The 18,878-nt window shown below is 73.2% G+C and carries 19 protein-coding genes; 7 read left to right on the top strand and 12 right to left on the bottom strand.

What is annotated here, in order from left to right; genetic code table 11:
- The first annotated feature begins 2 nt into the window (after positions 1-2).
- On the top strand, positions 3-2,114 hold the full coding sequence (locus tag HOP40_RS28505; protein ID WP_172164477.1) for a helix-turn-helix domain-containing protein: 2,112 nt from the start codon (positions 3-5) through the stop codon (positions 2,112-2,114).
- On the opposite strand, the gene HOP40_RS28500 is transcribed toward HOP40_RS28505, so the two are convergent.
- The 3 genes from HOP40_RS28500 to HOP40_RS28490 form a co-directional block, all read right to left on the bottom strand.
- A complete protein-coding gene (locus HOP40_RS28500) occupies positions 2,101-2,394 on the bottom strand; it encodes a BMC domain-containing protein (protein WP_172164474.1) in 294 nt (97 codons plus the stop codon). The genes HOP40_RS28505 and HOP40_RS28500 overlap by 14 nt on opposite strands.
- A gap of 286 nt (positions 2,395-2,680) precedes the next feature.
- Positions 2,681-3,859, bottom strand: a complete 1,179-nt coding sequence (locus HOP40_RS28495) for an MFS transporter (RefSeq protein WP_172164471.1) — start codon at positions 3,857-3,859, stop codon at positions 2,681-2,683.
- Between the two features lie 168 nt (positions 3,860-4,027).
- The gene (locus HOP40_RS28490; RefSeq protein WP_172164468.1) at positions 4,028-4,174 is read right to left on the bottom strand and encodes a hypothetical protein; all 147 of its coding nucleotides are present in this window, start codon (positions 4,172-4,174) and stop codon (positions 4,028-4,030) included.
- Positions 4,175-4,458: 284 nt separating this feature from the next.
- On the opposite strand from HOP40_RS28490, the gene HOP40_RS28485 reads away from it, so the two are divergent.
- Both HOP40_RS28485 and ppk2 read left to right on the top strand, forming a co-directional pair.
- Entirely contained in the window at positions 4,459-4,797 is a 339-nt protein-coding gene (locus HOP40_RS28485) for an NUDIX hydrolase (protein WP_172164465.1), read from the top strand.
- Positions 4,798-4,874: 77 nt separating this feature from the next.
- Positions 4,875-5,774, top strand: coding sequence for a polyphosphate kinase 2 (ppk2, locus tag HOP40_RS28480; protein WP_240157329.1), 900 nt, complete (start codon positions 4,875-4,877; stop codon positions 5,772-5,774).
- Positions 5,775-5,882: 108 nt separating this feature from the next.
- Here ppk2 and HOP40_RS28475 read toward each other — a convergent pair whose 3' ends face one another.
- Together HOP40_RS28475 and HOP40_RS28470 are read right to left on the bottom strand one after the other, a co-directional pair.
- A complete protein-coding gene (locus tag HOP40_RS28475) occupies positions 5,883-8,072 on the bottom strand; it encodes a phosphatase domain-containing protein (protein WP_205346955.1) in 2,190 nt (729 codons plus the stop codon).
- A gap of 208 nt (positions 8,073-8,280) precedes the next feature.
- The gene (locus HOP40_RS28470; RefSeq protein WP_172164456.1) at positions 8,281-9,126 is read right to left on the bottom strand and encodes an ATP-binding protein; all 846 of its coding nucleotides are present in this window, start codon (positions 9,124-9,126) and stop codon (positions 8,281-8,283) included.
- 411 nt (positions 9,127-9,537) lie between these two features.
- Between HOP40_RS28470 and HOP40_RS28465 the strand changes: the two genes are divergently transcribed.
- Positions 9,538-9,840 carry a DUF3040 domain-containing protein gene (locus HOP40_RS28465; protein ID WP_172164453.1) on the top strand — a complete coding sequence of 101 codons (303 nt, stop codon included), beginning with the start codon at positions 9,538-9,540 and terminating at the stop codon, positions 9,838-9,840.
- A gap of 30 nt (positions 9,841-9,870) precedes the next feature.
- Here HOP40_RS28465 and HOP40_RS28460 read toward each other — a convergent pair whose 3' ends face one another.
- Positions 9,871-10,296 (bottom strand): DUF7144 family membrane protein, encoded by a 426-nt coding sequence (locus HOP40_RS28460; protein ID WP_172164450.1) that lies wholly within the window; start codon positions 10,294-10,296, stop codon positions 9,871-9,873.
- Between the two features lie 238 nt (positions 10,297-10,534).
- On the opposite strand from HOP40_RS28460, the gene HOP40_RS28455 reads away from it, so the two are divergent.
- Entirely contained in the window at positions 10,535-11,107 is a 573-nt protein-coding gene (locus HOP40_RS28455; RefSeq protein ID WP_172164447.1) for a potassium channel family protein, read from the top strand.
- Here the strand turns inward: HOP40_RS28455 and HOP40_RS28450 are convergent.
- Together HOP40_RS28450 and HOP40_RS28445 are read right to left on the bottom strand one after the other, a co-directional pair.
- A complete protein-coding gene (locus HOP40_RS28450) occupies positions 11,104-11,400 on the bottom strand; it encodes a hypothetical protein (RefSeq protein ID WP_172164444.1) in 297 nt (98 codons plus the stop codon). The genes HOP40_RS28455 and HOP40_RS28450 overlap by 4 nt on opposite strands.
- 5 nt (positions 11,401-11,405) lie before the next feature.
- A complete protein-coding gene (locus tag HOP40_RS28445) occupies positions 11,406-11,825 on the bottom strand; it encodes a DUF7144 family membrane protein (protein ID WP_172164441.1) in 420 nt (139 codons plus the stop codon).
- 315 nt (positions 11,826-12,140) lie between these two features.
- Between HOP40_RS28445 and HOP40_RS28440 the strand changes: the two genes are divergently transcribed.
- Positions 12,141-13,736 carry an MFS transporter gene (locus tag HOP40_RS28440; protein WP_172164438.1) on the top strand — a complete coding sequence of 532 codons (1,596 nt, stop codon included), beginning with the start codon at positions 12,141-12,143 and terminating at the stop codon, positions 13,734-13,736.
- Between the two features lie 58 nt (positions 13,737-13,794).
- Here the strand turns inward: HOP40_RS28440 and HOP40_RS28435 are convergent, their stop codons facing one another.
- The 4 genes from HOP40_RS28435 to HOP40_RS28420 form a co-directional block, all read right to left on the bottom strand.
- On the bottom strand, positions 13,795-14,298 hold the full coding sequence (locus HOP40_RS28435; protein WP_172164435.1) for a DUF1269 domain-containing protein: 504 nt from the start codon (positions 14,296-14,298) through the stop codon (positions 13,795-13,797).
- 112 nt (positions 14,299-14,410) lie between these two features.
- Positions 14,411-15,448, bottom strand: a complete 1,038-nt coding sequence (gene yhjD, locus HOP40_RS28430; RefSeq protein ID WP_172164432.1) for an inner membrane protein YhjD — start codon at positions 15,446-15,448, stop codon at positions 14,411-14,413.
- A gap of 51 nt (positions 15,449-15,499) precedes the next feature.
- A complete protein-coding gene (locus HOP40_RS28425; protein ID WP_172164429.1) occupies positions 15,500-16,468 on the bottom strand; it encodes a M48 family metallopeptidase in 969 nt (322 codons plus the stop codon).
- 173 nt (positions 16,469-16,641) lie between these two features.
- Positions 16,642-17,304 (bottom strand): GAP family protein, encoded by a 663-nt coding sequence (locus HOP40_RS28420; protein ID WP_172164426.1) that lies wholly within the window; start codon positions 17,302-17,304, stop codon positions 16,642-16,644.
- 260 nt (positions 17,305-17,564) lie between these two features.
- Here HOP40_RS28420 and HOP40_RS28415 point away from each other — a divergent pair, with 260 nt between their 5' ends.
- A complete protein-coding gene (locus HOP40_RS28415; RefSeq protein WP_172164423.1) occupies positions 17,565-18,812 on the top strand; it encodes an AI-2E family transporter in 1,248 nt (415 codons plus the stop codon).
- The last annotated feature ends 66 nt before the right edge of the window (positions 18,813-18,878 follow it).

Here is an 18,878-nt window from a genome sequence, read left to right as displayed (position 1 = left end):
CGATGACGCCAGCCGAACGCGAGAGCTACGCGGCGCTGCGCCTCGTCGACGACCCCGCCGCGGAGCTGGAGCGTCTGCTGGAGCGGGTGCCGCCCGATGCCGCGGCCGCGCAGGCCGAGCTCACGGAGCTGGCCGGTCGGCTCGTCGGTGCGGAGGTCATCGCACGTCCGATCGGCGACGAGCTGGAACTGCAGTGGGATCCGTCCCGGGCGGTGCCCGCAGGCGTTTGCTCCCTGCTGCGTCGCGCCGCCGCATGGCTCACCCTCGCCACCGCCCGCGACACGGCGCGGCACGGCGCCGTCGCCGAGGCCGCGGAGACGGCGGTCGTGCGCGACATCGTCGAGCGGCTGCTGACGGTGCACGACCTCGACCAGGTGCTGCTGTCCATCGCCGACCGCACGTCCCAGCTGCTCGACGCCGACATCTGCGGAGTGTTCCTGCGCGAGGGCGACGAGGTGCGCATGCGCTCCTGCGTCGGCCACCGCGTGATCGACACCTCCCGGCTGCGGATGCAGCGCGGCCAGGGCGTGGCCGGGCTGGTGTTCCTCACCGGGGAGCCGGCGAAGGTCGACAACTACCTGGATGACCACACCATCAGCCAGGACTTCGTGTTCCTCGCGGTGGCGGAGGAGACCCAGTCCGCACTGGCCGTGCCGCTGCGGCTGCACGGCGAGCTGGTCGGGGTGCTCGAGGTGTGGCGCCGCCGCCCGTCGCTGTTCACCGAGCGCGACGTCCGCCGGATGGTGACCTTCGCCGACGTCGCGTCCGTCGCGATCGACAACGCCCGGCTGCACGACGAGCAGGCCGCGGCCGTCCGGGAGATGGAGCAGGTGGGCGAGGAGCTGCGCCGCCAGGTGGCGGTGCTGGACCGCTCGTCCCGCCTCCAGCAGACGCTGCTCTTGACGGTGCGCGACGGCGGTGGCCTGCCGGCGATCGCGCGGACCGTGGGCGGGGAGCTGCACTGCCAGGTCGGGATCTACGACACCCAGGGCGTCCTCGTCGCCTCGCACGGGGGCCGCAGCCTCACCGTCGAGCTGCCCGGCACCGTGCCGTCGGGCACCCGAGCCGGGCGCACCACCATCGCCGGGCGGGCGGTGTGGACCCAGCCGGTGCACGCCGACGGCGACCGGATCGGCTGGGTGCTGCTGCGCCCGGACGGCGACTCCACGGAGATGATGGACGCCGTCGCCGGCCAGGTGGCCATGGCCTGCTCGCTGGCCCTGCTGCGGCAGCGCGCGGCGAGCCGGGCCCGGTCCGAGGCACTGGAGCAGGTGCTGTGGGACCTGCTGCAGGGGCCGGTCGAGCACCGCATCGCCGCGCGCACCCGGGCGCAGCACCTCAACGTCCCGCTCGGCGGGGCGCTACGCGTCCTCTACGGACGGCTGGAGAACGTCGAGGAGCTCGCCGCGGAGCACGGCTGGGACACCTCGCAGACCGACCGCGTCCGGCGGGACGCGGTGCGCGCGGTCCGCTCCGCCGACGAGGGGCAGGCGCTGTCGCTGGCCAGCCTGCGCGGCGACTTCGTGGTCGTCGTCGTGTCCGATCTCGACCGGACGGGTGTGAAGGACCTGGTGGCGCGGATGAGCGCCGTCGTCCGGGACGGCAGTGGCGGGCTCCGCCTGACGTGGGGGATCAGCCGGCCGCACGAGGACGTCGTGGAGCTGCCGAGCGCGCTGAACGAGGCGCGCACGGCCCTGTCGGCCGCACACCGCCTCGGCGGGGAGAACGTGTTCCTCTACGAGGAGCTGGGCATCGTGCGCCTGCTGCTCGGCTCCGGCGACGACCCGGACCTGCAGACCTTCATCGAGGAGGCCACCGGGCCGCTGCTCGCCTACGACCGCGACAACGACGGGTCGCTGATCCGCACGCTGCGCGCCTTCTTCGACGCCGACTGCTCCCAGCGGGTGGCCGCCGAGCGGCTGTTCGTCCACCACAAGACGCTGCGCTACCGGCTGGAGCAGATCAAGCAGCTGACCGGGCTCGACCTCAGCCGGCACGAGGACCGGATGCGCGCCGACTTCGCGCTGCGGCTGCTGCAGGTGAGCGGTGTTAACGAGCCGGACGCCGACGGCGACGCCGCCGACCTGCTGGGGCGGTCGGTCAGGTCGGTGTGATGGCGGCGCCGATCACCGTCTCGGTCTCTCCGTGCGGCCGGGGGATGACCCGGGCGACGTAGAGGTCCCCGACCGCGGCCGCGGCGGCCGAGCCGGCGTCGACGGCGGCCTGCACGGCACCGACGTCGCCCCGCACCAGTATCGAGACCTGCCCGTTGCGCAGCGTGCGATAGCCCTCGACCACGACGTTCGCGGACTTCACCATCGCGTCAGCCGCTTCCAGCGCCCCGACGAGCCCCTTGGTCTCGACCATGCCGAGTGCTCCGCTCGAAACCGCCATCACGTCTCCTCGGTGGGCAGGTGATACCCGACCAACGCTAGGCCCGGAACGGGCCAGGACGGTTATCCCGTTCGGACAACGAGTGGTCGCGTGGCTTGTCCTTCCAGAGAATGGATCCTGATCCGCCATAGCGACGGACCACCATGGACGCAGCGTCCGAGATCTCCGCAGTTCCGCCGAGCGTCCAGGTGGTGTTCACGGCATCGCCTGGATCCTGCACGCCTTCGCCACCCACCCCGACGAGTGACCTGCACGTTCACCCCCGCCCGCGATGGCTTCCGCCTGCTCACTGGCCGTCCCGGTGCTCGTGGTCCCCACGTCGTCGGGCTCGAGCTGTTGCCGCGATGGTGGCGAAAGTGACCACCAGGCCGCCACTGCCGGCCGTGATGAAGGTGGTGCGCGGGTCGGTGAGCTCCAGTAGCAGTGCGCCGAGGAGGTAGGACCCCGCCGCGGCCACGCCGATGCCGCCGTAGAGGTTGCCGAACACGCGGCCGAGCATGTCCGGGGCGACCTGGCGTTGCAGGAAGGTGTTCACGCCGACGTCGATCGCGCTGAGTCCGATCCCCCGCAGGAGTTGCAGAGCGAACGCCGCCGCGACTGCCGAGGCGAGTCCGGTGAGCAGGTTCCCGAGGCTGCTCACCGCGAAGCCGGCGATGAGCAGGACGACCGGAGAAGAAGGCACTGATCGGCGGGTGAGCAGCGCGTAGCCGACGAGCAGGCCGATACCGACCGCGCCGTAGAGCACCGCCACCGCGGACCCGTCGCCCTGCAGGGTGTCGCGGGCCAGGAAGACCAGCGCGACGTCGTCGACACCGTTGAACGCCACGACTGCGGTGAACCCCAGGACGACGGCCCGGACCAGCGGCGCGGTTGCGACGTAGCGCAGCCCGGCGCGGGCATCGGCGAGCACCGTCGTTCGCGCACCGTTGCGGGTGATCGGAGGCAGCCCGGGGAGGAGGACCAGCAGCCCGGCGGAGATCAGGAACGTCGCGACGTCGACCAGCAGCACACCGCGGACACCGATCAGCGGCAGCAGGACGGCAGCGGCCAGCGGTCCGACTGCTTCCACACCGTTGGACCCGAAGCCCAGGGTGGAGTTGGCCGCTTCCAGCTGTCGGTCCGGGACCAGTGCCGGCACGGCCGACCTCGACGCGGGCTGGAAGATCTGCGCGGCCACCGCCCGTGACGCCACCAGAGCCAGCAGCAGGGGTAGCGGCGGCAGGGTCAGCAGGATGAGCAGCACCGTGACGGCCTGGGCGAGCTCGCACGCGATCATGACCCGACGCAGGTCGAACCGGTCGCTGATCACTCCGGTGAGCGGAGCCAGCAGGGCCGGGGCGAAGTCACCGACCAGCAGTAGCGCGGCAACGGCGAAGGCCTGCCCGGTGTCCTCGGCGAGGTGGAGCAGCAAGGCGACCAGACTCAGCGAGTCGCCGAACACCGACACCGCCCGCGAGGTCCACAACCGGCGGAATCCGATGTTCGAACGCAGGACAGTGGAGCGTGGGCCGCTTCCCCCCGAGCCGCAGTCGGATGACGGGTCCACCCGCGCACCCCCCGCCAGACTCCGGCGCCGCCGTTGCTGCGAAGGATGGCATCGCGCGTCCCTACGTACAGCGCTCCTGGATCGCCATCACCCGGCCCGGAGCCCTGGACCGACCAACCGTTCAGCGGCGCGGGGCTGCACCTCGCCCCAGTTGCTGCGCAGCACGTACCGGCGGGCGCCGATCAGCGCGTGGGCGTGAGCGAGGGCGGCGTCGTTGACCGTGTACTTCGCCATGCGTCCATGGTGGCGGCCGACGCAAGGCGAGGGCCGGACCGCCGGAGGTCTGCGGTCGAGGGTGGCCTGCTCGAGGGTGCTCGGCCTGGCGATGGTGCCACGCGGAACCTGCGACGGCGGCGGGGTGGAGCGGGGCGACCGCGTCTCGGTCGCCAGAACGCGCTCCGGGGCTGCGGCACCACCGCAGCAACCCCTCGAACACCCGAGATCGCTCGTCACATCGGCACCCGGCGCGACGTCCGGTGGACGCTGCCGACCCGGCAGGCGCGCGTCAGACTGGTGGGATGCGAGAGGAGTACTACCACGACCCGGATGCGCCGACGTCGAACTCGTTGGCGCCCAGCGCGTTCGCGGTCGTGCGCGACGACGCCGGCCGGGTCCTGCTGGTGCGCCGGGCCGACAACGGGCACTGGGAGCTGCCGGGTGGGCGGGTCGACCTCGGCGAGTCCGCGCCGACGGCCGCGGAGCGGGAGGTGGCCGAGGAGAGCGGGGTGACGGTGAAGGTGACCGGTGAGGCGGCCTGGGTGCCCGTCGACCGGCTCGACGCGCTGGTGATGCACCCGACGATGCGCCGACGCGTCATCGACGCCCTCGGCGAGCCGAATGTGCCCCATGTGCGGTAAGAGTGTGGCCGGTCGGCGCCTGCCGGTGCCGGTGGCCGCATCCAGCGATGGCCTGTTCGAACCGGTTGGGAGACCCCGTGGTGGTACGTGAGAACTTCCGGGAGTACCTGGAGCAGCTGCTGCGCGAGGGCTACAGCGTGCGCCACGACGAGCACCTCTCGGACCCTGACCTGATCGACCCCGGTGGGGATCCCGTCGAGACCTGGCGTGAGGACTACCCCTACGACGAGCGGCTCGACCGCGACGTCTACGAGGAGCAGAAGTACCAGCTGCAGATCGAGCTGCTGAAGTTCCAGTACTGGGCGCAGGACACCGGCACCAAGCACGTGGTCCTGTTCGAGGGGCGCGACGCGGCCGGCAAGGGCGGGACGATCAAGCGGTTCATGGAGCACCTCAACCCGCGCGCGGCCCGGGTGGTGGCGTTGAACAAGCCGTCCGAGACCGAGCGCGGCCAGTGGTACTTCCACCGCTACATCGCCCAGCTCCCGACCGCGGGGGAGATCGTGCTGTTCGACCGGTCCTGGTACAACCGCGCCGGGGTCGAGCGGGTCATGGGGTTCTGCAGCGACGACGAGTACCGGGTGTTCCTGCGCCAGGCGCCGCTGTTCGAGGAGATGCTGATCGAGAGCGGGTTCTCCCTGACCAAGCTGTGGTTCTCGGTCACGCAGTCCGAGCAGCGGACCCGGTTCGCCATCCGGCAGATCGACCCGGTGCGGCGGTGGAAGCTCTCACCGATGGACATCGAGTCGCTGGACCGCTGGGACGACTACACCACGGCGAAGGAGGCGATGATCGAGCGCACCGACACCGACCACGCCCCGTGGACCTCGATCAAGAGCAATGACAAGAAGCGCGGCCGGATCAACGCGATGCGGTTCTTCCTGAACCAGTTCGACTACGAGGGCAAGGACCCCGCGGTCGTCGGGCCTCCGGACCCCCTGGTCGTGCAGCGCGGCCGGGACTCCATCCAGGACTAGAGCAGACGGTGACCGCCGGTCGGAGCTCAGCCCTTCGGTACGACGGGGTGCGGAACGGCGCATCCCTCTCCGGCCCGCGGTCCGGCCCGACGGCACCGCCCGTGCGGGTCAGTACGTCCGCCGGAGCCGCATGTCGAGGGGACGACCGTCGGGATCGAGCAGGGACCGGTAGACCGGGGCGGTGAACCAGCGGTGGTGGGCCGGCAGCCCGGCATCGGCCCCGACCGAGTGGCTCCGCAGCCGCCCGGCCGGTCTCGGTCCGCGGCAGCCGCCGGCGTGCCAGAGGTCGACCTCGGCGGCGCTCCTCCGGACGGCGTCGGCGGCCCGCGCCGCGTCGAGCAGTGCGTCGTCCTCGTCGACGCCGAGGTGTTCGCGCAGGAGGGTGAGGCGCAGTCCGCGGGCGAACCGGCGGGCCCCGTCGCCGAGCCCGCCCGGGTCGGTGGGCGCGCGGTCGTCGCGTTCGGCGTCCACGACGGCGGCCGTCAGCTCGGAGTCGTGCGTCCAGGACCGGGTGTTGAAGTTGTCGCTGCCGACCGCCGCCCAGACGTCGTCGACGACGCACAGCTTCGAGTGGACGTAGACGGGACGGCCCTCGACGTTCTCGACGTCGAGCACCTGGACCCGGTCCCCGCCGGCCTCCCGCACCATCGCCAGTGCCTCGGCGTGTCCCAGCAGCGCGGCGTCGGTGTAGAACGGGTTCTCGTTGTCCGGCCGCCGCGGCACCACGGCGATGAGGTGCAGTCGCGACGAGCGCTGGAGGGCGGCGGCGAAGATGCGCGCGACGTCGAACGACCACAGGTACTGGTCCTCGACGTAGATCAGTCGCTCGGCCCGGCCGAGCGCTTTCGTGTACGCCAGGGCGATGCTGCGCTCACCCCGGGGGGCGTACGGGTAGCGGGGGCGGCGGCGGGGGTAGGTCCTGAGGAGCTGGACCGCGCAGGTCCCGTCCGGCGGTGGGGCAGGTGCGGCCGGCGCGAGCGGCGAGGCGGTGCGGTCGGTGCGGTGGAACCAGTCGGGCACGACCTGCCACGGTAGCCGCGACAGTGCGGCCGGGTTCGTCCACCGCTCGCGGAAGGTCTCCTCCGCCTCGCCCACCACCGGCCCGTGCAGCATCAGCTGCACGTCGTGGTAGGCGGGATTGGGGCCGTAGACGGGGTCGGCGCCGACGCTCTGCCGGTCGCCGCGGTGGTCGGCGTCGTCACGGCTGCCGTGGTCGAGGTCGATGCCCCCGATGTAGGCGACGTCGTCGCCCCGGCGGCCGCGGTAGCGGACGACGACCATCTTCTGGTGGTGGCAGCCGAACGCGAGCACCCGCTGGTCCAGCAGCACCTCGCCGCCCGCAGCGCCCACCGCACGGGCGAGCACGCGGTTCGCGCCGAGGTGCAGTCCCACCAGGCCGCTGTGGGCGTGCCACAGGAGCCCGCGCACCGCCGCGCCCCGGCGCGCCGCGGCGGAGAGCGCCTCGCCGACGGTCGGTCCACCGTCGTCCAGGAGCTGGTCGGCGTCCGCTCGCCACCCCACGAACTGGACCGAGTCACCGCCGCCCGCCACGGCGAGCGACCTGGCCAGGGCGGCGTAGTAGGACCGCCCGTGCACGAGCGCGCGGACGGAGTTCCCCTCGGTCCACGGCTGCAGGCGGGTGGCGGAGTTGCGGCGCTCCGGACCGGAGAGGAACCAGTCGCCCACCGAACCCCGCCGGGGCTGCCCGATCCCGAGAGCCGCTCGCGCCAGCGGCAGGAGCTCCTCCCCGTTCGGCGCGCCGACGACGGGCACCTCGGCAGCTGCCGCAGCCCGGAGGAGCCGCCTCGTGGCCGGGTGGTCGTCGTCGAACACCCGGCGCAGCGCGATGAGCGCGACGCGGTCCGGGCGGCGCTGCGCGAAGCCGGCGAACACCTGCGGACCGGTGCCCCCGTCATCGCCGAGGAGCACCCACCGCACCCCCGGCATCCGATCGGCGATGCTCTCGACGGCCCGGAGCTTGCGCGCCGCCCTCCCGGCCGGTCCCAGCGCCGGACCGCGTCCGGTGGTGAGCACGGTGCCCGACGGATAGCCGTCGCGGCGGAGCAGATCGGTGATCGGCCGGGCCAGCAGGGCGGGGAAACCGGTCACGTAGTGCACCGGCGCCTCACCGAGGTCGACCGAGAGCGCGCGCACGACGCGGGGCATGGCCAGCATCGACCGACGATCCCGGGGGCTGCTCGTGCCGAGGGCGCGCAGTCGCCCCACCAGGCGGCGCAGGGATCCCCACCGGAGCACGCCGTCGACGTCGAAGACCACCGCGCGAGCACCGTCGTCCACGGGCTCGGGCTCCACGGAGGAGGAGGGTGACGACGACCGGGCGTCCTCCGGTGGTGCGAGCCGCGGCTGTTCCATCGTCCACCTCTGGTCCGGTCCGGTCCCGTGCGGTCGTCCCGAGCATGCAGGGCGGCCGGTCGTGCGCCCTCGTCCGTCGTGGGTGAGGACGCCGCACGCACCGCGTCCTGCAGGGAGCACTCCGCCCCGGTGATCAGGCCTTCCCGGGCGCGGTACCCCGCTGGGAGGGTCGTCCGGTGCCGGCCACGGGGACGAGGCGGCGGGGCCGGGTCGGTCCCCCCTCGGAGCGACCCGACCTCGACGCGCCCCCGTGGCCGGTACCCCGGACCGCCGCCGGCGCGGGCGGCAGGACCGCCCAGACGACCTTGCCCCCGTCGGCCGGGCTGACTCCCCACTCCCGGCTCAGAGCGGCCACCAGGGACAGTCCGCGCCACTCGCCACGAGGAGCCGTGGCCGGGTGGCCGGACGTCGTCCAGTTCCGGCGGTAGTCCCGTACGGCGATCTCCAGCCTGGATCCGGCGAGCTGGACGGCCACCCGGCAGCCGGTACGAGCGTGTGTCACGGCGTTCGTCACCAGCTCGTTGACCACCATGACGGCGTCGTCGTGGAGCTGCGCCGCCGACGGGTGGTCGTGGGCGGGGTCCCAGTCGTCGCACGCCGACCCGACGAAGAGGCGGGCCCGGTGGGCGGACGACGGTGCCTCCGGGAGGTCGAGCCGGCGGGCGACGAACGGCGGGCGCACGTCCAGGAGCCGTCGCGCCGTGGCCTCGTCCGGAGCGAGCGGGACGGCGGACGGCACCCGCGCCGCCCACAACGCAGCGGCCAGCGTCCGGTCGGCGCCGAAGAGGGCGAGCCGCGCCCACGGCCAGCCGCCCGCTGCCAGGAGTGCGGACGGGAGCACCTGAGCGGCGGCGGAGGACGCCAGCCGCAGCCCGGACACGTCCACCAGCACCCGGTCCGCACCGACCAGTGCCGTGAACACGGCGGCGCACGCCGAACCGCCCGAGCGCCGTGACAGCTCGCCCGTCAGACCGAGCACGCAGCTCCCGGCATCCCGGTGCAGGAGCTCGACCGCCAGACCCCCTGCTCGTTCCGTGCGCATCTCTGGGCCTCCGGTCCTCGCGCTCGTGCCGAGACTGACCGGGAGCGGACGCCCACGCCTCACCCGCTCGGGGCGACTGCGCGGCTCGGCCGGCGGAGCGGCCGTGGGCGGCACACCGAGCGGCCGACGGGGTGGCGCTGCGGGGTCGTGACGAGCCGAGCGCGGCACGCTCGCGGAGCACGCTGCTCGATCGCGTCCGTGCGCATCATGCGTCGCGGGTGACGACGCGCGCAGTCCCGTCGACGAGGGTGGCCCCGCAGCCGAGGGCCGCGCCGGCCACCGGACACCCACCGGAGGCGGCCGCGTCCGGCGCCGCCTCACGGCGCCGAGCAGGGAGGAACGCCTGACATGCGTGAGCCGCAGCCCGTGCGCCTGACCCCCGCCGAGCGGCGCGCTCTCCGGCTGATCGCCGACTCGCTCTCCGAGGAGGACCCGGTGCTGTCCCGGTTGCTCGGGGCATCGACCGAGCGCGAGAGACCGCGACGGTGGTGGGCGATCATCGTCTGCAGCTACACGTGCGTCGCACTGGTCGTGTTCACCATCGGGACGGTCGGCGGTGACACGGCGGTCCGTGGCTGGGGCACGCTGATGCTGCTGATGATCCCGTTCGTCGCCGCCGCGGCCGCGGAGATCTCGGACCCACCCGGCTGACCCGCCGCGGTCCGGGGAGCGCCGGAGCGGTCACGCGATGTCCCGGTCGTACGCCGTCAACGCCCGGGCGGCCGCGACGTCGAGCGCGATGATCACCACCGCGTAGACCGGGTGGAGGGGGAGGAGCGCGAAGTTGAGGATCGTGCTGAGCACCACGAGCACGGTCGCGGCCGTCGTGCCCCACGCCCGCTCCGTCAGGACGGCGACGCCCGCCCCGGCCGTCGCGATCCCCACGAGGATCAGCGCCCACCCCCACGAGGCGGGATCGGTCGAGCCGAAGTACGCGGGCAGGGCCGTGGGGTCGGCGCCCCGGGCCACCACGGCCGCGCCGGCGAGGACCTGCCACAGACCGAGGACCAGCAGGGCCGCAACGGCGAACAGGGAGAACCCGTTCACCCACGGGCGCTCGTGCATCCTGCGGCCCGCTCCGTGCGGGGACGGGTTCACGGTGCTCATCTGCTGCTCCGATCGAGAGGGTCCGCGGAGCAGTGCCGCGGTCGTGCAGTGTCGCGGCCGCCGGGCCGGCCTGCCTCGCCCTGTCGGGGTGGTACCCGGCGAGCGGCCCGGAGGCCCTGGGTGCAGGCGCGCGCCGGCCCGTGACGGGCTGCGCGGCCCGTTCACCTGGAAGAGGTGGCCCGCCGCCACCGCGCGCACGTGATGCTCGTCGTTCCCGAGGACGTCAGCAGGAGTGCGGATGACGACGGTGCGCAGCAGTCGGACGCCGGGGCGCAGGCGGCGGGTACTGGCGTCGGTGTGCCGGTCGGCTCTGACGACCGTGCTCCTGCTGGTCGTCTACTACCGGGCGCCGCTGGACCGGCCCGCGGACGTCCGCGTGGCGCTCTGGCTCGCCGTCGGGATCGCCGGCCTGAGCGTGGCGGTGGCCTGGCAGGCGCGGGCGATCGCCGCGTCGGACATGCCCCGGCTGCAGGCCGTCGAGACGGCTGCGGTGGGGCTGCCGGCCCTGCTCCTGCTCTACGCGTCGGCGTACGCGGTCCTCTCGCACGGCGAGCCCACGAGCTTCACCGAGGTGCTCGACCGCACGGACGCCCTCTACTACACGATGACGGTCTTCGCGACGGTGGGCTTCGGGGACATCGCACCCACCGCGCAGACCACGCGGATCGTCACCATGACGCAGATGGTCGTGGGGCTCCTCGCCGTCGGCCTCGCCGCGAAGCTGCTGCTCGGCGCGGTCGAGGAGGCCGTCCGCCGCAACGCGGCGCGCGCCGACCGGCTGACCGCCCAGGACGAGCAGCGGCCGGACTAGCGCTGCGCCGGGCGGGGGCGCCTGCCCCCGGCGTGAGCCGTCGCGAGGACCCGCGGCTCCGGTCGGGGCTCGGCCGGGGAGCCCCGCCGCAGCTTCCGGGCGATCGAGCGGCCGTACGGGGTGAGGCGCCAGACCGCCACGTGCCCGACGAGCGGCCAGTCCTCGCCACCGCCGACCGCCAGCCCCGCCTGCTCCAGAGCGCCGCACATCGCCCGCGTGTGCGCAGGCGACACGATCCCGTTGTTGGCCAGTGCATCGAGCAGCGCAGCCCTCCACGCGCTGCTCAGGACCATGCGGCTCACAGCACTGCGCGGCGGTAGGTGGAGAGGGCCCAGATGATGGCCACGTCGAGCGCGATGATCAGCAGCGACCAGAAGGGGTAGCTCGGCAGGAGCACGAAGTTCGCGATCAGGCTGAGGCACGCGAGGACGATCCCGAGCACGCGCGCCCACGGCTGCCCCTTGAGCACCGCGAACCCCGCGACGACGACCAGGATCCCCAGCAGCAGCTGCATCCACCCCCACGCGGACAGGTCGACCACGTAGACGTATCCCGGCATCCTGACGTACACCTCGTCGTTCATCACGGCGGCGATCCCCGCCAGGGCGTGCCACACGCCGCCGATCCCCATCAGCAGCGCCGCAGACGTCGTCAGTCCGGCGGCCCACGGCGACTCCCGCTGCTCGGGGGCCGACCACGCCGGGTTTCCAGTACTCATCACGCAACTCCTCCACCACGGGACCGGACGAGGACCGATGGTGGAGCCGGTCGCGGCGCCGGGCCTCGCCCCCGACGGGTGAACCCCCGGTCGCCGCGGCACCTCCGCCCGGCCCGGTCCGGCCGGCGCCGGCGATCATCCGCACCGGGTGAGGGGAGACGCGCCGGTGGCGGTCAGACTCGCCGCGTCCGGCGGAGCGCCGACGAGCGCGCCGCTCCGGACGAGGTCGAGTCCGCCGTCATCAGCTCTGGGCGGACGAGTGCACCGCTGCCGTGGGTGCCGGAGCTGCAGTCGTCGAGAGGACGGTGGATCGACATGACCGGGACAGGAGCGCCGAGCGTTCCCGAGGGGGCGACGGGCAGTCGGGCGCTCGGCCTGCTCCTCGCGATGGCGATGTTCGTGCTGGTCGTGGACACCTCGCTCATGAACGTGTCCATCTCGGCGGTGGTGCAGGACCTCGGCACGACCGTGAGCGGCGTCCAGTCGGCGATCGCGCTCGAGGCGCTGGTCTCCGCCGCCTTCATCCTCATCGGGGGCAAGGTCGGCGACCTGGTGGGGCGCAAGCGGGCGTACGTGCTGGGGCTGGTGGGCTACGCCGTGGGCGCGACGGCGATGGCGTTCGCCCAGACCCTGACCGCGGTCGTGATCTTCTGGGCCGTCGTCGGCGGCCTGGGCGCGTCGCTCCTGCTGCCCGCGATGCAGTCACTCATCCACGGCAACTTCGAGGGGGCGGCCCGCAAGAAGGTGTACGCCCTGGTCGGGGCTGCGGCGGCGATCGCCGCCGCCGTGGGTCCCCTGCTCGGGGGCTTCATCACGACGTACCTGTCCTGGCGGGTCGGGTTCGTGTTCGAGGGCGTCGTCATCGCCGTCGTGCTGACGGGCATCAGGCTCGTCCACGACGTGCCCTACACCGGTGCCCGGCAGATCGACCTCGTGGGTGCGGCGCTGTCCGTCCTGGGCATGGGGGGCGTCGTGCTGAGCATCCTGGTCTGGCAGGAGGGAGGTGGCGCGGTCGGCCTCATCATGCTGATCGGTGTCGCGGGCCTGGTCGGCCTGGTGCTCTGGCTGCGGCGGCAGGCGGACCGGGGCAGGACGACCCTCCTCGACCCGGCGCTGTTCGTGTCGAGGCACTTCAGGATCGGCGTGTCCCAGCAGCTGTTCCAGCAGATCGCCCTCGGCGGCACGATGATCGTCCTGCCGATCTACCTGCAGATGGTCCTCGAGTACGACGCGATGGAGGCCGGTCTGGCCCTGTCGCCGCTCTCGCTGACCATGTTCGGCGTCGCGGTGCTGGCGGGCAGGAGTGCGGGGAAGCGGCGCCCGAGCAGGATCGTGCAGCTCGGGTTCGCGCTCTTCGCGGTCGGGGTCGTCGCCCTCATCGTGATCGTCCCTCAGTCGGGCTCGGGCTGGAGCCTGTCCCTGCCGCTGGTGGTCGCGGGATCGGGACTGGGGCTGCTGGTGTCCCAGCTGAACAACTACACGCTGTCGCCGATCGCGGACGAACGCGTGAGCGAGGCCGCCGGCGTCAACTCGGCGGCGGGCTCCTTCGGGCTCTCGTTCGGCCTGGCGTTCTCCGGGGCCATCATGCTGGCGACGCTCGCTGCGACCTTCACGGCGGAGGCGGAGTCGAGCACGGTGCTCCCGCCCGACGATCAGCAGCGCGTGGCGCAGGTGCTGGCCGAGGACGCCGAGCTGATGAGCAACACCAAGCTCAGCGGACTGCTGGCGGAGCAACCCGAGGAGATCCGTCAGGAGATCCTCCGCATCAACACCGAGACCAGGCCGTTCGCGCTCCAGGTGTCGCTGGCCGTGCCGCTCCTCGCGGGGCTCGTCGGTCTGGTCAACTCCTTCCGGATGACCCGCCTTCCGGACCCCCGGCCCGCCGGACCGGACGGCCCCGTCGCAGGATGAGACGAGAGGAGGGGGGCGCGACATCGCGCCCCCCTCCTCTCGTCTCACCGGCCCGGCGTCACACCCGCTCGGATTCCTCCTCCTCGAAGGCCTCCCGGAGCTTCGCCTCCTGATCGGCCGACAGGTTCGTCGAGATCAGCTCGGGGTCCGAGTCGCGGAAGCTCTCGATCACCCGGTCGGTCACCGTGTCGGACGTCATCACGAACAGGGCCGACGTACCCGGTGTGACCTTCTCGCGGACGCTCCGGATGAAGCCGTCGTCGATGCCCACGTCGGCCATCGCGCCGGTCAGGGCCCCCATCGCCGCGCCGACCGCCATGCCGAGGAACGGCACGAAGAAGATCAGCCCGAACAGCATCCCCCAGAAGGCGCCGCCCAGTGCGCCGGCGCCCGTCAGGTTGCGGAGCTGCTCGGTCTTGGGCTTCTTGCGGTCGGCGGGCCACGTCAGGACGGCCGCATCGACGATCCGGACCAGTTCCTCCTTCTGCAGGCCCTGCAGCGTCGTGAGAGCGTTGCCCGCTCCTTCCGCCGTGTCGAACTTCCACACCGTCAACGTCGCCATGTGCCTTGCCTTCCCTCGGAGCGATGGTCCCGACGACTGTGGTTCCGCGTCGTCCGGGCGGCATCACCCGGCCCGGGTGAGCGGTCGGCACCACGCCCTCCGCGGGCGCGGGTCAGGTCCGGTCGCGGTGCAGCGCGCGCATCCCCAGCACGCCGGCCACAGCCCCTGCGCCGAGCAGCCCGGCCGTCGTGCGGCCGTCGGGCCCCGACCGCACCACGACCTCCGACCTGATGACGGCCGGTGCCGGCACGGGGACGACGGGTTCCTGCTCCTCCTGCCGACCGGTGGCCGCCCACGCGGTGACGAACAGCACCCAGCGGGACGCGAAGAAGATGAAGATGAGCAGGCCGAGCGTCGACCCGAACACCGCGCCGCTGGGCGACCCCGTCACGAGGCCGAGGTAGACCGTCATGACCTGCTTGAGGACCTCGAAGCCGACGGCGCCGAGCAGCGCGGCCCGCACGGCCCCCCGGAGCGCGACGTGTCGCCGGGGCAGCCGGGTGATCACCCAGAGGAACACCAGGAAGTCGGTCGCGAGCGCGAGCAGCACCCCGAGCACCCGCGGCAGGACCATGCCCCATCCGCCGACGCCGAGGAACGCGAGAGCGTCGGACGCGAGGCCGGTGACGACGAAGGTGACGAGCAGAGCGGCGCCGAGCCCGAGCAGGGCCGCCAGGTCGACGAGGAGCCGTCGGGGCAGCGCCGGTGGATCCGGCGGTTGTGCCCACTGCTCCGACAGCGCGTCCCGCAGGTTCGACGTCCATCCGATGCCGGAGTACAGCGCCGCCAGGAGACCGACCCCCGCCACGACGTTCCGCTGCGCGACCGCCTGGTCGATGATCTCGTTGATCGGTCCGGCGAGCCCGGGTGGTGCGGCCGAGGTGATGGCCCTCCGCACCTCCCCGAGCAGCGCGGGATCGAGGTGCAGCACGTAACCGGCGATCGCGACGCCGATCATCAGGAGCGGGACGAGCGACAGCACGCTGAAGAACGTGACCGCGGCGGCGTAGTGGTCGCCGTGGTGCTGCGTGTACCGGACGCCCGCCCGCAGCAGGTGGTCCAGTGACCGGTAGCGCGTCCGGAGCCGCTGCACCACGGTGGTGTCGCCATCCGGTCGCCCGCCGGGCCTGCCGTTCGTCGTGGCCGTCACGCGACACCCCTCCTCGTGGCCGCCGCCCGGCGGCTCGGCGACGTCCCCGTGTCAGGCGGGGCGCTTCGCGTCGGCACCGAACAGGCCGACGCCGTACAGGCGCTCGAGTCGCCGCACCGTGTACGGGTGCGTCATCGGCAGCTGCGCGAGACCGACCCAGAAGCCGTGGAGCCGCCGTCCCTGCTCGACGAGCTCGTCCAGGTGCACGTCGTTCTCCGTGTACCGGCCGGAGGCGAGCAGCACCAGCCCCGTCGCCCCGCCGGGCGACAGGTACGCCCCGTGCCGGTCGCAGGAGTACTCGCGCAGTCGGGACAGGGCCGGCCCGAGCAGCGGGATCCGCTCGGAGTAGGCGACGGCGATCTGGTACCAGAGCGCGACGTGGTGCAGGCGGACGTGGCCCATCTCGTGCCCGAGGATGAACCGCAGCCCGTCGCGGTTGTCGTTCCAGAGGTTGGCGAACAGCTCGTTGGACAGCACCACGTAGTCGTGGCCCGTCGCCTGCGCGGCGAAGGCGTTCAGCGCGCCGTTGCCGTTCATCAGGAAGATGTCCGGTCGGCGCTTCAGCCCGAGCGCGGCCGCGAAGCCCTCGGCGGTCTCGTAGAGGTCGGGGAACTGGCTCGGGGACAGTGCCACGGCGTTCCCCCGCACGGAAGCGCGCTGCGTCTCCCGCACCACGACGAGGACCGGGACCAGCAGCAGCAGCCCGATCAGGGCGCTGCGGACGGCGAGCGCCCACCCGGACTCCCTGAGCGACTCGGGGAGGAACGGCAGGAAGATGGCGGCCTGCAGGATCGCGACGACGATGACCACGTTCAGGACGACCATGAAGAGGAAGAACGGGACCTCGGCGGGGTGCCGCAGACGGCCGGGCGGGGGAGCGGCTGCCGCGACCCGTGCCTGCGGCGGCTCCGTCGCAGCGTCGCGCCGGGACCGTGCCGGCACCTCCAGGGTGCCCTCCGGGCGGCCGTTCGGGTGGCCCAGGTCCTCCCGGCCGACCGGCTGGTCATGCGTGCTCGACATCGTCTGCTCCGTTCCCTGCGTGTCCCGGGGCCCCTGTCCGGCGACCCGCCGGCGGACGTCCGCCGCGTCCCGGGCCGAGGGGACGGTGCGACCCGGGCCACCGCACCACCGCGGAGGAGCCGGAGCCTCACCCGGTCGGGGTGAGCCGCCCCGGTGCGGCGTCGCGGCCGACGTCACCGGCCCCGGGCGAGATCGACAGCACCGGTCAGGAGCAGGTAGGCCCCCAGCGTGCCGCAGAAGGCCACGACGAGACCCCTCCGGTGACGCATCGACCACGAGGTGGCGCGCGCCAGGGAGTCCCTGGTCGCGGTGAGGCGGTAGGTCGACAGGACCAGTGCCACGAGGGGCACGCCGAGGCGGAACGCGTTGTAGATCGACAGCTGCACCACGTCGGACACCGTGCCGGGCGCGTAGCCGGCGATCGCGTTGAGCGCGGCGAGGTAGACCACGCCCGGCAGGTGCAGGAACACGCCGAGGGTCGCGGCGCCGGAGGGCGACAGGCGGTCCAGTCGTCGCTGCAGCCACCGCGGACTCCCGGCGGGCCCGGGGTCGTGACTCGGCACGTACCCGATCCGGTCGGCTCCGGCGCAGCCGAGCAGGAGGAGACCGAGGACGACGTCGACGACCGGCCGGGCGGTCGCCGCCCGCGCCGGACCGACGTGCTGGACGATGAGGAGGACCAGGGCGCCGACGGCGAGACTGAAGGCGAGACCGGAGAGCACGTACGCCGTCAGCAGGCGCCGCGGCCGCCCGGTCGACAGGATCGCGACGACCACGGCCGCGCTCGTCGGGCGGACCACCGCCGTCAGCGCCAGCAGGACGACCTCGATGCTCACGACGCGAGCCCGCCCCCCTCCGGCCCGCCGCGGCGCCGGGGCGGCACAGCGCCACCCTCCCTGCGCTGCGACATCGGCGCTGCCCCTCACCGGGGCACCGGTTGAGCGTCCGACGTACCGGGTCGCCGGGCACCACCCGCCGGGGATGACGGGGCCGCACTGGTCGGCCGTGCTCGTTTCACCCGCCGGGGATGAGGGGCCCCGCGGGACGGGACGCCACGATCGCCGGGAGTCGGACGAGCGCAGCCAGGAGGCCCCTGATGGTCGTTCCCCAGCCGGTGCCGGTCCAGGCCGGCGCCGCGAGCCCCGGCGACGACACGGCCGGTGCGGTCTCCGGCGGATCCTCCGGCAGGTACCCGCGCGCCTCGAGCATCCTCCTGGGCCTGGCTGCCGCGGTCGTGATCGCGGTCGGCATGAGCGTCCTGCGCGGCATCCTGGCCCCGACACTGCTCACCCTCGTCCTCACGATCTGCGCGGCGCCCGTCCGCGTCCGGTTGCGGGCGCGGGGCGTCCCCAGGGGGATCGCCACGACCGCGGTCGCTCTCGTCGTGTTCGCGGTGCTGGCGGCGTTCGTCTACGCGCTGATGATCGCGCTGATCGAGTTCATCGCGATGCTGCCGACCTACTCCGAGCAGTTCGCCCGGATCGGTTCGCTCGTCGCCCGCTGGCTGGAGGGTCTCGGTATCGGTCAGGAGCAGATCCAGGCGGCCGTGGCCGGAGCGGATCCGCGCAACGTCGTCGGCACGGTGGCCGGTGCGCTGGGCGGGGTCCTGGACCTCACCGGGGCGCTGGTGATCGTCCTCACGATGATGATCCTGATGGCGTCGGACTCGTCGTACACGCGCGTGATCTTCGGTCAGCTCGCGGCGGTCGACCCGGACCTGGTCGGGGCCATGGAGACGTACACGTCGAACGTGCGGCGCTACATGGTGGTGACCACGGCGCTCGGCATCGTGCAGGGCACGCTCAACACCATCGCCCTGGCCGTCCTGGGCGTCCCGGCGGCGCTGCTGTGGGGTCTGCTCGCCTTCCTCTGCAGCTACATCCCCAACGTCGGCTACTTCGTCGCGCTCGTCCCGCCCCTGCTCTTCGGGTTCCTCGTCGGTGGCTGGCCGACGGCGATCGCGGTGCTGGTCGTCTACGCCGTGATCAACGGGTTGGTGCAGTCGATCATCCAGCCGCGCGTCGTGGGGCAGGCCGTCTCGCTGAGCCAGACGCTGACCCTGTTCTCGGTGCTGTTCTGGGCCGTCGTCATCGGGCCGATCGGCGCCATCCTGGCGGTACCGCTGACCCTGCTGGTCAAGGCCGTCCTCGTGGACGGCGACCCCCGGGCCCGGCGGTGGCGGCCGCTCCTCGGACCGACGGCCGAGACCCGTGCACTCCTGCGGGCCGAGATCGCGCAGGAGCGGGCGGACCGGGCCGCGCGGTCCGCGACGGTCGGCCCGCACGCCGCGGAGGAGGGGGGCTCGGGCCGATGGGGCAGCGCAACCGGGCACGAGCGCCTGTGAGGACCCGTCGCCGCCGCCCGCCCGTGGGGCCGGAGTGCGGACGACGTGCCGGGACCGGGGAGCGGG

It is taken from the genome of Pseudonocardia broussonetiae, from assembly GCF_013155125.1.
GTDB classification, from domain to species: Bacteria; Actinomycetota; Actinomycetes; order Mycobacteriales; family Pseudonocardiaceae; genus Pseudonocardia; species Pseudonocardia broussonetiae.
This window is presented reverse-complemented; position numbering and strand designations above follow the sequence as displayed.